Below are 13,324 nucleotides of genomic sequence, written 5' to 3' on the forward strand. Positions count from 1 at the left end.
GAAACCGGATCGTTAGATCCGGTTTTTTTTGTTACCACTTCACTGTAACCGGCCCCAGAAGCCCAGACGACAATAGTCGGGCATCTTTTTTAAGTTGAATATTGGTAGTTGTAAGCCGCTCTGACTTTGGCAAGGTCGCGTCTTTGAGCAGGCGATTCGGCCACAGGTTGATCACCGTGACTTCAAGTTCGTTATTGCCGGACCTCATGCTGTTCCCCGCAGCTGCATGCCAGGGCGCAGTCCAGACAATGCCCAGGTCCTGCCCGTTCAGTTTTACTGATGCAATGTTTTTAACTGTACCGAGGTCAATGAACGCCTGCCCGGCCGGTTCATGGGGCAGGCTAAAGGTGGTATGGTAAACAGCTTTACCTGAATAATAACGAATGCGTTCGTCTTCATGTGCTGTCCAGTCTGTCAGCGAACCGAACAGAACAGGCTGCGCCGGTCCGCCCCAGGCAGCATCGAACGCTACAGACCATGGCCGATCCAGGATAAGGCGGTTTTGAAACGCCGGGCAAACGGGAATTGGTCTGACGGCTTTTGCGCCGTGCGGAAACACCAGAAACCAGGACTGAAAGGCATGGAACTGCAGCTGCACATCTGCGCGGCCAGCCCGGCGGTCGAAAGCGACCGGCTGGCTTTTGCCGGTAACCGGGTCCCAGAGCTCGGCAGGCCCTGCTGCATCGCGGAAGCTGCAAACTGCCGTTGCCGGCCGCCCATGCCGGTTCGATACAAAATAAACGTCGGCCTCAGGCAGCTTACGGTGAATAAAGTCCAGCTCTGCCTTATCCCTCTCCCGGTATTCAAAATCTGGCAGAACGCCGTCACCGGACAGGACCTCGCGCGCAGATTTCCCCCAGATTATCCGACCCTTGCCAAACCTCCCGGTGGTTCGTTGATGGCCATCTAAGCTGCCCCAGAGCTTGTTGACCAGCGCTTTCAGGTCGCCGTCACATTGCGGATAATTTTTCAGTCCAGAGACCTCCCCGGGGGGCGGTCCCAGCACGGTGGCACCCTTTTGTACCAGCGAAACGATCTTTTCGAGCGCCTCCAGCGACATTCGTTTTAGGTCTGGTAAAACAAGCAGACGGTAAGTCATGCCATCGGGCAGGATCAGTTTACCAGCACGGCTCTCCAGCCGTTGCACCAACACCTCTTCGTTACAGTGGTCATAATCATAACCCGCACCCAAGGTAGGCGGTACATGCTTCTGGGGCGCGACATTCGGGGCAAAATCGCCGGTATAAAAAAGTACATCAGCTACGAAATGGCCCTGCCGCAGTAAATGTTGCGACCGGGCAATATAGTCGAGAAAAGGCTTCGAAAACTCCCACCAGGTTACATTCGGGTTAAAGTGGGTACCTGCCCCGTATTCATAGCCCGGCTTGCCATCTGATGGCCTGGATGCCGTTAAGGTATGGATCGCAACCCGGTTAACACCTTCACAGAACGCGCGGTCCAAAGACTGTTTCAGGGATCCGGGATAATCCAGCCAGTGCCGCATGCTTGTAAATGCTTCTGCCGAGACCATTTTTTTTCCATAGGTATGGGCAGCCGATGCCACCATTTTAGTGACCTTGTTGTACCCGCTGTCCAGCCTCGATACACCATAGGGCTGGTCTGCCGCGAGCGTTGCCTCATCTTCGTGGGTAATGCCGAGCCAGAACTCGCCCATGGGGAAATCACTGCGACCCAGGTTTTTCATACCGTCCAAACACACGGTGGCCGAACGGCTGGGTCCCGCAGACTCATTCTGCACCAGCATGCCGTGTTCATGGCAAAGTTCCGCAAAACGCCCGTAATGCTCATCGGCCATCAGATCAGCCATCGTTTTGCGGTAGTCATGCAGAAAACGGTCTGAAATGCCGGCGCTGCCGACCAGGTAACCGGAAAGTACCGGCAGGTAGGGAACGGGATCGTAACCGCGGTATTTTTTAAATTGTGTAATAATCCGGTCCGTCCAGTTCGGAAACCCGTCTTCAAAGCTGTCGTCGCAAAAGTACAGCGGCTTGTTGCCAACCCTGGCCGCTTCTTCAATAAAAATCCTGCCCAGCTTTTCAAACTGGATTTCGACACCCCGGCGGTCAAACCAACCGATGGAAAGCCCGTCTGCTTCAGGCTGGGCGATCATGAGGCGGGAGCCTGTCATCCGGTGTCCGGTGCGGATAATTTTCCATTTTCCCTGAGGAACTGCCCATTGCAGGTTGCCTTCAGGATCGATACAGTTGCTCAGATCGATCACGGCCTCGGGCGCTATGGGGCGGTCGCCAGCTGCGGGGCTCCATTCAAAAAGCGCAGGACCATACACGTCTGAAGCACGGGCGAAATTGCTGGCGTCGCGCCGGTTTGCTTTGGCAGGCAGCACCGCCGCACGGCGGTCATTTAACCTGGCTCCCTCCTGGACCGGTATGGCCACGACGGCGGTATCGCGGTAGTCGAGCTGCTCGAGCGGCAGGTCAATATAGTCCTTGTAGCCCGGCGGGTTAAACACATGTTTATAGCCCGAGCGGTTTCCAGGAAGCGGCAAAGCGCCCGAAAAATTCTGCGGTCCGTCGAGCTCCATTTCGGCCTGCAGGTACCAGCGTCCGGCATCCTGAGGTTCGATCCAGGGACCGCCCATGCACCAGCCCGAACTCATGTTAATGCCTACACCGATGTTCAACCTTTTCGCTTCTGACATGGCATGTCGGTACAGCGCCCGCCACTCGTCTGACAGAAACTTCGCGCCCTGTGGATAAGGAACACCGCCAAGCCCGCCTGCCGTGTTAACCAGCAATACCTCGCCGATGCCTTTGTTGTGAAACTCCTCCAGGTCGCGTGTAATGCCGTTGCGGTCTACCCTGCCGTTAAACCACCACCAGTATCCTGACGATTTGCTGGCATCTGGTGGCTCCAGGAAATGCTTCCGCAGCACGCCCACCGCCCTGTTCTCGGGCTGCACGGCTGGTACGGTGGCGTACAACAGCGTATCGTGCAGGGCGCAGCCGGCTGTTGCCAGCGTGCCCAGTCGTATAAATGTTCTTCTGTTCAGCGCCATTATTTCTTCTGAACGTAGCTGAATTCATACCGGCCGCTCCCGGCCTCCACCTGCAGGTCGTTCCCAAGCCTGGTTACGCGGCTCAACCCGGTTGCTTTCTCCAGTGGCGCGTTGCCCTCTGCAACAGCTGCACCGGCAGCAGCGGGCAGGATGATGCGCGCCGTGCTGTTCGCGGGCACTTCGACCGTCAGGTTAAATTTGCCTTCTTTGAGCGTCCAGGCAGACAGCACCTTGCCATTTCCGGTTTCGAGCGTAGCTTTTACCTCAGAAAATCCGCCTCCTGGTTTTGGTGCGATGAGTATCTTTTTATATGCAGTAGAGCCCGGCTCCTGCCCGATTCCTGCCATTTGCCGGTACATCCATTCGCCAATGGCGCCATAGGCATAATGGTTAAAAGAATTCATTTTTGCGGTTTGAAAAGTACCGTTGGGCTTGATGCCATCCCATCGCTCCCAGATGGTGGTCGCTCCCTTTTTTACCGGGTACAGCCAGGACGGATAGGTCTCTTGTAAAAGCAGCCTGTAGGCAATGTCATTGTAGCCAAAGCGGCTGAGCACATGACACAGGTAAGGTGTGCCTAAAAATCCGGTAGTGAGGTGATCGTTGTAAGACCTGATGTTTTCAACGAGCCGTTCTGCCGCCTGGCTGCGCAGCGCTTCTGGCAGCAGGTCAAAATGCAGTGCGAGCACATAAGCCGTTTGCGAACCGGATACCAGCCGGCCCGATGGGGTAACATATTCCCGCATAAATGCGTTCTTCACGTCTTTAAGCATCGCAGTATACTGTTTCTCGTCCTGTTCCCTGCCCAGAATCCGGGCCGCATCGATTACATGCTGCAGTGAGGCTGCCCAGAACGCCTGCGCGATCAGGTACTTATCTGTAATCGCAGATTTTCCGTCACGATCGTCATCAAGTTCATAAAACAACCAATCACCATAATGCCGGCCGCTGTTCCACAGGTCATTTTTGCTCATGCTCCTGATGTAACCGACCCAGGCCTTCATGCTGTTGTACTGGGAATCGAGTAAGGCACGGTCGCCGTAAGCCAGGTAAAAATTCCAGGGAATGATGGTCGAAGCATCTCCCCAACCCGCCGATCCTGAATTGGCCTGCTCCCGGATGTCCGGGATAACGGCAGGGACCATGCCGTTCGGTAGCTGATCGGCTTTCAGGTCGCGAAGCCATTTGATAAAAAAGCCCGATACATCCATGTTGAAAGCGGCTGTATTGAAAAAGACCTGTGCATCGCCGGTCCAGCCGAGACGCTCATCACGCTGCGGACAGTCGGTCGGTACGTCAATAAAATTACCCTTCTGGCCCCATTGAATGTTGTGCTGCAGCTGGTTCACGAGGGCGTTCGATGTGAGGAACGTACCATTCGGATCCATATCAGAGTAGAGCGCCCTGGCCATCAGGCTGCTGCTGTCTGGCAAGCCACGATATCCGGTAATGCGGAGATATCGGAAGCCCTGCCAGGTAAACCGCGGACTGTACCACCGCTCTTTACCGTCGAGAACAAAGGTGTTTTGCTGCGCGGCTGCACGCAGGTTTTCGGTATAAAACCTCCCCTCTTTGTCGAGTACCTCAGCGTGTTGTACATGTACACTGTCGCCGGGCCTTCCTTTTAACCTGAGTATGGCCCAGCCCACCAGGTTCTGACCGAAGTCGACCAGCAACTCCTGCGGGCCCAGCCGGGTGATCTTTACCGGCCGGATACGCTCTTGTTTTTTCACAGCCGGCCCTACCGGTGCAACCAGTTTGCCGGCAGGAGCATTCATGGACCTCACACCCAGCCAATTTTTTGCATCGAAGCCAGGCAAAGAAGCAGGGCGTTCGCGGCGGGCATCATAGACTTCTCCATTGTAAATGTCTGACGCGCGTACAGGCCCGTCAAAAGCGCTTTGCCAGCTGTTGTCTGATACGACATATTGTTTGCGGCCATCTGCGTAGGTAATGACAAGCTGGTAAAGCAGCGCGGCCTCGCGGCCATAAATTGCCCGGCTCCCTTTGTAACCCAGGTTGCCCCGGTACCAGCCGTCGCCTACCATGGTGAGGGCGGCATTGTCGCCGGGTTTAAGCTGCGCTGTCACATCATAAGTCTGGTACTGGATGCGGTGGTTGTAGGAGGTCCAGCCGGGCGCCAGGCAATCTTCACTGATGCGGCTGCCGTTCAGAAAGGTTTCATAGAGCCCGAGGGCGGTTGTATAAAGCCTGGCCGATTTGATGGGGCCATTGATCCTGAAGACCTTCCTGAATTCGGCAGCGGGCGCTGCCTTGCCACCGGTTTCGCGTACGCTCGTAATCCACTGTGCTTTCCAGTCGTCGGTCTGCAGCAGGCCGGTCTCCCATAAGGCAGGTTCAGACCAGGCCGATACTTTGTTGCGGTTGTCCCAAACCCGTACCTGCCAGAAGTACCGAGTTGCCGAAGTAAGTGCCGGGCCTTTGTATTCAACATGGAGGTTTTGATCGGAGCTAACTTTTCCGCTTGTCCAGATTGTTTTTGTACCCGGTTGGGTAAAAACACGCAGTTCATATGCCTTTTGCATGGCAGCCCTTACCTGGCTGTGCAGCTTCCAGCTGAAGGCTGGCCGGGGTTCATCGGTACCCAGCGGGTTGTACCGGTAATTTGTGCGCAGCGACCGCGTACTCAGTTGTGCGCCCGCAGAAAAAGTGAACAATAAAAGCGAAACAATATAAAATCCTGAAAACATCAGGGTTTTGAATGAAAATTTAGTCATAAGCCCGGCTTACAATATTTGGTTTAGCTAAAAATGCGCAACCGCGCCCATTTCGGCGTCCTGTACTGTTCTGTCTCGTCGTTTTATTACGTTAATTTTAATTGCCAACTTCCTGATACAGGTGAGCAAAATAAAACAAAATCGCAAGCAAACGAAATAAAGGCCTGACTATGGCAACCGGAGGAACGGCCCTGGCAAATGGCCGGCCATGGGGCACATGTGCCGGGCGCTCAGGAAGATTTTGCTGCGAATGGCTGGTGCATCTTTTCCAATTCCCGGAAATTGGCTAATTTCAGCCGGTGCCGGGAGAACGAAGGGCTGCCAGCCAAAATTATATGAAAAAAATTCTGTTCATCCTGCTCTGTTGCAGCATCGAATGTCTGGCGCAGGTCGCCCCGGTCCAAAAACGGCGATTTGTACTTCCCGCCGGCGTCACCGACCAGCATTACCTGCCCAATACCGTGATCGTAAAATTTAGGCAGGAGCCCAAAGTGAATGGTATAGCGGTTTCACAGGGGAACATGACGCTCGGCAAAGGCCGCATCATGTCTGTCAGGCAGCCATTCGCTTCCGCAGCCAGGTTGCCACAAACCGCAGCGGTGCCGGCCGGTCTTGATAAGATTTATGAGCTCAAATTGTCTGCACAGGCAGATGTGGTCGCGTCGATAAATGAATTACTAACAGACCAGAATGTGGTCTATGCCGAACCGAGTTACATTTACCGGACTGGTTATACACCGAACGACCCGGGCGTAGCACAAAGCCCTTACCTGTCGCAGGTACGTGCGCCACAGGCCTGGGATCTGCTGACACAGGCTTCGGGCGTGGTCATTGCAATCGTAGATTCGGGCAGCGAGACCAGCCACCCTGACCTTGCACCCAACTTATTTTTGAACACCGCCGACCCGGTAAACGGCGTGGATGATGATGGGGATGGATTTACAGATAACTATTATGGCTGGGACTTCGCCGGCGCAAGCACCAATAACCCGGTCACCGATAATGACCCGAACGTAAAATCCCGCAACAGCCAGCACGGCATTCACGTGAGCGGCCTGGCTTCAGCAGTTTCAAACAATGGCCTCGGCGTAGCAAGCATTGCCGGTTCAGCAAAACTCATGATCATCAAAGCCGGGCCGGATGATAATGCGACATTGATTTCGAAAGGCTATGAAGGCATCAAGTATGCCGCCGACCATGGCGCGCAAATTATCAATTGCTCCTGGTCGGGTCCGGTAGGTGGCGCCTATGGCCGCGATGTCGTGAATTATGCCCTTGCCCGCGGGTGTCTCATCGTTGCGGCCGCCGGCAACAGTAACGCTGAGCAGCCAGAATATCCTGCGGCCTATGAAGGCGTGCTGGCAGTAGCCGATGTTAACGGTACCGATGCAAAGAGCGGCACCTCGAACTATGGCCGCCACATTGGTATCGCCGCGCCCGGAACATCGATCTACAGCACCATGTACGACAAAAGTTACGGATTTCTTTCAGGAACATCAATGTCAACGCCCATCGTGACGAGCGCTGCTGCCCTGGTCAAAACGCACCGTCCCGCCTATGATGCCCGGCAGATCGGAGAACTGCTTCGCGTAACTGCCGATCCAATTTTCAACGGCACGAACTACAGCGAAAAAATGGGCAGCGGCAGGCTGAACGTATTCCGTGCCATGACAGAAAACCCAGCCTCAGTGCGCATTGCAGCATTGCGGGCAACAAATCCCTTTGGTAATTACCGCGCCGGCGATACGCTCCGCCTTTTTGTAGACCTCAAAAACTTTCTGATACCCGTTACCGGCCTTAGCGTCAGGCTCTCCACCACCAACCCCTCAGTGAGAATCCGCAATCCCGAAATATCTGTCGGCAATATGGCTACCGGAGCAATCAGGACAGCCACTGAGCCGTTCAGCATTGACGTTCTGCCAGGAATATCTGATAATGAAGTCGTTGAATTCAGACTTAGCCTTAATGGCAACGGCGGAGTGTACCAGGATTATGCATATTTTAACCAAACTTTTGCGCTCGATTACCTGAATTACCGGGTCAATGAAATCAGTACCACCCTGACCAGCAACGGACGCATCGGCTTTAAGGAAAATACCAGTAACATCGGGCAGGGCTTTCGCTACAAAGACCAGAACCTGTTGTTCGAGGCCTCTCTGATGATCGGTACGGAGTCCGGAAAACTGGCCAACAACGTCCGGGCGACCGACCTCACTGCAGATGAAGATTTCGTCAAACGAACGGCTGCCAAACTGGTCAGCAACGACGCGCGCCTTTTTGAGGCCAGCGCCAGCTTCGACGATCGCGATGCGCCGAACAGACCCGGTGTCGTTGTTGAAAACAGGCATATCGCTTTCAAGGATACTGAACGCGCAAAAGCAGTGATCGTCAATTACGAGGTAAGCAATCCGGGAACCGCGGGCCTGCAAGGCCTGTACCTTGGCCTGTTTACCGATTGGGATTTCGGCGATGGAACCGGCGAACTTGCGCGCTATGATAAGGCAACCAAAACGGCGTTTTTCGAAGCAAAAACTGGCAAACATCCCTATGTCGGGATCAAACTGCTTAACAGATCTTTCCGTGCACTGTATACACCCCTTTCAGCTTCGCTGGCGGGCAACGCGCTGACCGACCGCAGCTTCACGGCCAGTGAAAAACTGCAGCTGCTGCTTTCGGGCGTAAGCAGCGACGGCCTTGGCCAGAATGTAAATGGCAATGCAGATGTTTGTTTTGTGACGGGCTACGGACCGGTTTCAATAGCCGCGGGCGCGAAACAGGTATTTAGTTTTGCGATCATAGCCGGCGACAGCCAAGAAGAAATAACCCAAACCGCAGCTGCACTCGCGCAGGCCTACCCCGTTCCGGGTGATGCAGGCACTGAGAATGCCCTTGTTTTGAAACAAAATTACCCCAACCCGGTAAGTAACCTGACCACGATAGAATTTAACCTGCCCGAAGGCGGGCAAACCGAACTGGCTGTATTCGATACTCAGGGAAAGCGTATGGCCGTGATTGCAAGCGGCTTGCTCGAAGCGGGAAGCCATCAGTTCGATTATAAACCGGGCGGCCTGGCGCCGGGCATTTACATTTACAGGCTTACCACGGGTTATGGTTCCAAAAGCGCCAAGATGATTATCATGCCTTAAAACGGTACAGACAGAAAGTTACGCCTGTCCACCAAACAAGGCAGCCTGCGACTTGTTAAATGGAAACACGAGGCAAAATGGCAAAACTCAGCGCCGGTTTATTGGTTTACCGCAACACGCCCCGGGGGCCGGAATTCCTTCTTGCACACCCTGGCGGACCGCTGTTTGTACGGCGCGATGAGGGCTGGTGGTCCGTTCCCAAAGGTGAGCCCGAACCCGGCGAAGCGCTCCTGCAGGCGGCCTTGCGGGAGTTCAGTGAGGAAACCGGGTTGACACCATCTGGCCCCTATCTTGAACTCCAGCCCATTACACAAAAAGGCGGCAAGCAAGTGCATTGCTGGGCCTGTGAAGGCGCATTCGATGGTGGACAGGTAAAGGCCAACACCTTTCGAATGGAATGGCCGCCCCGTTCGGGCAAGTTCGGCGAGTTCGCAGAGGTCGACCGGATCGAGTGGTTCGATGCAGGCACCGCGCGGGTTAAAATAAACGCCGCACAAGCCGACCTGATCACCGAGCTGGAGCGTCTGCTTCAGGCCAGATCGCGGGCAACACATCAAAATAATTTGCTCTAAATCACCACTTTACTGTATTTATTAAAATTTTCCTTGACCCTCACCCCGGGTCATGGCCTAGCTTTGCGGGTAAATCGTACACCATGAATAAACAACAGTATACAGTCAGGCAGGTATCTCGCCTGTCTGGCGTAAGTGTGCGCACGCTGCACCTCTATGACGGCAATGGTTTGCTGAAGCCAGCCCTGCGGTCGCCCTCCGGATACCGCCTGTATGGATCGGCCCAGCTGCTGCGTCTGCAGCAGATCCTGTTTTACCGGGAGCTGGATGTACCGCTGAAAGCGATCGCCCGCATACTGGATGAGCCCGGATTTGACCTTGTTGCAGCCCTTAATGGTCACCGCAAAGCGCTTTCAGCCAAGCGGGCGCGGCTCGGCACACTGCTAAAAAATATTGACAACACCATTTATAAACTAAAGAGCAAAACCATGTTATCACCAGAAGAACTCTATGACGGCATGCCACACGATGAGGCTGCAGCTTATCGGAAAGGTGCTGTAGCCGCCTATGGCGCAGAAGTTGTTGCACACGCCGAGCGCCACCTGGAAAAACTGTCGAAAGACGAACTGAAGCTGCTGGTGGCGAGGCAAAAATCGCTCGCTGCCGAGCTTTCCCGCCTGAAGCATAAGGATCCCGCAGATATCCAGGTACAGGATCTTGTGGAGGTGCACTACCACAATACGCGTCAGCTCTGGGGCACAGCCGGCGCAGCAGACAAACAGGCCGAGGCATACGAAGGGCTGGGCCAGCTTTACCTGAACGACGAACGCTTTACCCTGGAGCAGGGCGGCTCAGACCCGGCTTTTCGCTCATTCCTGAGCAGGGCGATATCAATCTTCGTGCATACGCGGTTGCTGTAACACCTTACCCAACCAGCTGCGAAAACAACCGCGAGAGGGTTTCAGCCGGCGAGGCGGTAAAGCCAGGATGCACTTTTGAACACTGGAGAATCGTGCTCCTGGTCGCCGTAAGCCACCTGAAGCGCGAGGCTGCGTCCAGTTCGGCAATTGGCGAACCACACGGGCGGCCTTCGCTGATGAGGCAGAATGTTTCCAGATGCGTGTGTATCTCTGCAGCATCGGTCTCTGGCGAGAGTGCCGAAAGCCGTTCTTCTGCCAGCGCGGTTTTCGTTTGAAGGAATTTTGCGCGCGCGCAATACAGCACCACACCAACATTGATGAACTCTTCACGCTCCACACGCGGAACGAGGCGAATCACGGCATACTCAAACAGTTCCTCTTGCATCGATTGCCGCTTTTACGAAGACTGCCGAGTGGGCCAGCCTGGAGGTTAAGAACTGAACATAAGCTGCCCGGTACGCGGAAGGTGTATCAAATGTGCCGCCGGTCAACCACTCGTCGGGGATCAGCCCGACTATTCCGGCAATGATTTCCGGGGTAAGCAGAGGTTTGAGTAAGGCATCCATTTCTTCCAGCCTGCCCGCACGGCGAAGCAACACGTGATCCTTAACCAGCAAAAAAGGTTTCACAGCCTGATCTTCCCAGTTGTGCCAGGAATGGTGAAAGTACAGCGAGGCACCATGGTCAATTAGCCAGAGTTCCTTGTGCCACCACAACATATTGGTATTGCGGGCAGTTCTGTCCATATTGGTGAGCAGGCAATCCAGCCAGACGATTTTCGATGCCATTTCTTCATCTACAACGGAAACGGCAGGGTCAAAGGTGATTGATCCTGAAAGAAAGTGCAGCGCCAGGTTGAGCCCGGTACTGAATTTTAGCAGGTCCTGTATTTCCTCATCAGGTTCGGTCCGGCCAAAGGCCTCGTCCAGGTCGGCAAATACCAGTTCCGGTACCCGCAGTCCAAGTCGTCTGGCTATTTCACCTCCAATCAGTTCGGCGATCAGGGCATTTTCGCCCTGTCCGGCGCCGCGAAATTTAAGTACATACAAAAATCCGTCATCTGCTTCGGCAAGGGCTGGCATGGAGCCGCCTTCGCGCAATGGCGTAACGTATCGGGTAACGCGCACCCGGCGCAGCTTTAAGGCATTCATCGGGGCAAATATACGCAATGACAGCGAACCGCTGTGCAGCCGCCACTCCCCTGCTGTTTAAAGTTGTGACAAACCTTTTCGCCTCGGGCATGTTGAAAATACAAACAAAATTGAATCACTATGAAAACAGCAACAGTAAGCGCCGAAGTGCTTAACGATCTGGTAGAAATTAATAATGACCGCATTGTCGGATATGAGAAAGCGCTTGAAGAATTACAAGAAGGAAACGAAGACCTGCGCACGCTCTTCCTGGAAATGATCGATCAGAGCCGTCAGTATAGAATGGCACTCGGACAGGAAGTTGAAGTAATGGGCGAGGAAATGGAGAAGGGCACAACCACCTCGGGAAAGATCTACCGGGCCTGGATGGACGTTAAAGCGGTTTTTACCGGACATGACCGGAAGACCGTACTTGAAAATTGCGAGTTTGGCGAAGACGCTGCCCAAAAGGCCTATAAAATGGCACTCGATGAAACCGATATTTCTGCAGCGCTGCGTGACATGATCACCGAACAGAAATCAGGTCTTAAAGTAGCACACGACAAAATCAAGGCGCTGCGCGACAGCGAATAAGATTGTCGACATATAATTACTGACCGGTACGCCCTGCGTGCCGGTTTTTTTTTTGCCATGACTTACCGGTCCGGATCGGCTGATTCGGCAGGGCAACTGGACCTGACACCAGTTAAATACCCTATCCGGGGCATTCAAACAATGATTTTAAAAAAATTAGAATTAATTCTACTATTTCTATAGGAAATATAGTTTTTGTATTTATATTTGTTCCGGATGGTTGTTTCAGAAGAGGCCGGGGCTGCGCAGGGTTTCAGCTAAATTTAGATGGTTATGTCAGTTTATTTTGAATATCCCTGTATTGCCGACTTCGATGCCTTCCCGACACAAGGCGTATCGTCAGGATACCCGGCTGCAGAAGAAGAACATCAGGCAGGCGGGCATGGCGCCTGTGAAGAGACAACATATCCGCAAGTGAACTGGTTGGGTGACCGAGTGGCTCAGGTGGAGGCCTCATAAGCCTTTTACGGCGGTTCGAATCCGCCCCCAAACCGCTCCTATTCCAGCTTCCCGGTTCCAGGGAAGCAAATTCATATGATTGCTCGTCATATATTTGTTTTGTTAATTGCGAAAAGGCTGTCCGCGAGGGACAGCCTTTCGGTTTTACAGGCAATTGACGTCTTGCAAACGTACAGACAAATAAAATTCCGAAAAGACCAGTAGCTTAGTTGTACTGGTTTTCCAGCCAGGCGATCAGCACCTGGGCGCGGGCTTTGCTAACGATCACCTCTGCGGGGCCTTCGCACTTAAGGATTACCTTCAGTTTCCGCTCATCGTAATATTCAAGTTCTTTGATGGCATGATATGCGATGATGCTCTGTCGGTTGGCGCGGAAGAACAGCTCAGGATCGAGCAAAGTTTCCAGTTGATCGAGGGTATAAGCGATCACATATTGACGGTGGCCCATGGTATGGAGGTACAGAGCTTTGTCATCGATACAAAAAGCGCCGATCTCTGCTTCACACACTGGAATAAGCTTTTCCCGGAAGGTGACCAGGAACCGGCGTTTGAAGCGGGGGCCGGGAATATCAAGGCCTTCAATGGGCTTCATATCCTGTAAATTAATGACCGGGTGAAAAAATTTTGGATTTCTCATGACAATAGGTAGTGAAGTTTAGGTAATGCATTACAAATATGTCTGCGTCTTGCTGCAAATAATAGTACAAATCCGACGCAGTGAGACGAATAATGAGGGCTCTGCCGGCCCGGGGGTAGGCTATCATACCAGGCCCTTCAGTTTTTTACCA

The 13,324-nt window shown here is 53.6% G+C and carries 9 protein-coding genes and 1 tRNA gene; 5 read left to right on the forward strand and 5 right to left on the reverse strand.

Annotated features, from left to right (window positions below; all coding sequences use genetic code 11):
- Positions 1-31: 31 nt before the first annotated feature.
- Together C7T94_RS12505 and C7T94_RS12510 are read right to left on the reverse strand one after the other, a co-directional pair.
- Positions 32-3,037, reverse strand: coding sequence for a glycosyl hydrolase (locus tag C7T94_RS12505; protein WP_107215647.1), 3,006 nt, complete (start codon positions 3,035-3,037; stop codon positions 32-34).
- Positions 3,037-5,775: an alpha-L-rhamnosidase gene (locus C7T94_RS12510; RefSeq protein ID WP_239495006.1), complete on the reverse strand. Its 2,739-nt coding sequence runs from the start codon at positions 5,773-5,775 to the stop codon at positions 3,037-3,039. The genes C7T94_RS12505 and C7T94_RS12510 overlap by 1 nt, the downstream gene beginning before the upstream one ends.
- A 335-nt stretch (positions 5,776-6,110) precedes the next feature.
- Here C7T94_RS12510 and C7T94_RS12515 point away from each other — a divergent pair, with 335 nt between their 5' ends.
- The 3 genes from C7T94_RS12515 (at position 6,111) to C7T94_RS12525 (ending at position 10,353) form a co-directional block, all read left to right on the forward strand.
- The gene (locus C7T94_RS12515) at positions 6,111-8,921 is read left to right on the forward strand and encodes a S8 family serine peptidase (RefSeq protein WP_162618671.1); all 2,811 of its coding nucleotides are present in this window, start codon (positions 6,111-6,113) and stop codon (positions 8,919-8,921) included.
- Positions 8,922-8,998: 77 nt separating this feature from the next.
- Positions 8,999-9,493: an NUDIX hydrolase gene (locus C7T94_RS12520; protein ID WP_107215649.1), complete on the forward strand. Its 495-nt coding sequence runs from the start codon at positions 8,999-9,001 to the stop codon at positions 9,491-9,493.
- 83 nt (positions 9,494-9,576) lie between these two features.
- The gene (locus C7T94_RS12525; protein ID WP_107215650.1) at positions 9,577-10,353 is read left to right on the forward strand and encodes a MerR family transcriptional regulator; all 777 of its coding nucleotides are present in this window, start codon (positions 9,577-9,579) and stop codon (positions 10,351-10,353) included.
- A 4-nt stretch (positions 10,354-10,357) separates the two neighbouring features.
- On the opposite strand, the gene C7T94_RS12530 is transcribed toward C7T94_RS12525, so the two are convergent.
- Positions 10,358-10,738, reverse strand: coding sequence for a DUF3037 domain-containing protein (locus C7T94_RS12530; RefSeq protein WP_107215651.1), 381 nt, complete (start codon positions 10,736-10,738; stop codon positions 10,358-10,360).
- On the reverse strand, positions 10,719-11,504 hold the full coding sequence (locus C7T94_RS12535) for a HipA family kinase (RefSeq protein WP_107215652.1): 786 nt from the start codon (positions 11,502-11,504) through the stop codon (positions 10,719-10,721). The genes C7T94_RS12530 and C7T94_RS12535 overlap by 20 nt, the downstream gene beginning before the upstream one ends.
- Before the next feature lie 120 nt (positions 11,505-11,624).
- On the opposite strand from C7T94_RS12535, the gene C7T94_RS12540 reads away from it, so the two are divergent.
- The gene (locus C7T94_RS12540) at positions 11,625-12,077 is read left to right on the forward strand and encodes a PA2169 family four-helix-bundle protein (protein WP_107215653.1); all 453 of its coding nucleotides are present in this window, start codon (positions 11,625-11,627) and stop codon (positions 12,075-12,077) included.
- Positions 12,078-12,498: 421 nt separating this feature from the next.
- Positions 12,499-12,571 (forward strand) — tRNA-Met (locus C7T94_RS12545).
- Positions 12,572-12,741: 170 nt separating this feature from the next.
- Here C7T94_RS12545 and C7T94_RS12550 read toward each other — a convergent pair.
- Positions 12,742-13,173: a LytR/AlgR family response regulator transcription factor gene (locus C7T94_RS12550; RefSeq protein WP_107215654.1), complete on the reverse strand. Its 432-nt coding sequence runs from the start codon at positions 13,171-13,173 to the stop codon at positions 12,742-12,744.
- Positions 13,174-13,324 lie beyond the last annotated feature (151 nt).

This window comes from Pedobacter yulinensis (genome assembly GCF_003029735.1).
GTDB lineage: Bacteria > Bacteroidota > Bacteroidia > Sphingobacteriales > Sphingobacteriaceae > Pedobacter > Pedobacter yulinensis.

Coding starts and splice junctions, on each gene's coding strand:
- C7T94_RS12505 (WP_107215647.1), bottom strand. CDS start 3,037: ATGGCGCTGAACAGAAGAACATTTATACGACTGGGCACGCTGGCAACA.
- C7T94_RS12510 (WP_239495006.1), bottom strand. CDS start 5,775: ATGACTAAATTTTCATTCAAAACCCTGATGTTTTCAGGATTTTATATT.
- C7T94_RS12515 (WP_162618671.1), top strand. CDS start 6,111: ATGAAAAAAATTCTGTTCATCCTGCTCTGTTGCAGCATCGAATGTCTG.
- C7T94_RS12520 (WP_107215649.1), top strand. CDS start 8,999: ATGGCAAAACTCAGCGCCGGTTTATTGGTTTACCGCAACACGCCCCGG.
- C7T94_RS12525 (WP_107215650.1), top strand. CDS start 9,577: ATGAATAAACAACAGTATACAGTCAGGCAGGTATCTCGCCTGTCTGGC.
- C7T94_RS12530 (WP_107215651.1), bottom strand. CDS start 10,738: ATGCAAGAGGAACTGTTTGAGTATGCCGTGATTCGCCTCGTTCCGCGT.
- C7T94_RS12535 (WP_107215652.1), bottom strand. CDS start 11,504: ATGAATGCCTTAAAGCTGCGCCGGGTGCGCGTTACCCGATACGTTACG.
- C7T94_RS12540 (WP_107215653.1), top strand. CDS start 11,625: ATGAAAACAGCAACAGTAAGCGCCGAAGTGCTTAACGATCTGGTAGAA.
- C7T94_RS12550 (WP_107215654.1), bottom strand. CDS start 13,173: ATGAGAAATCCAAAATTTTTTCACCCGGTCATTAATTTACAGGATATG.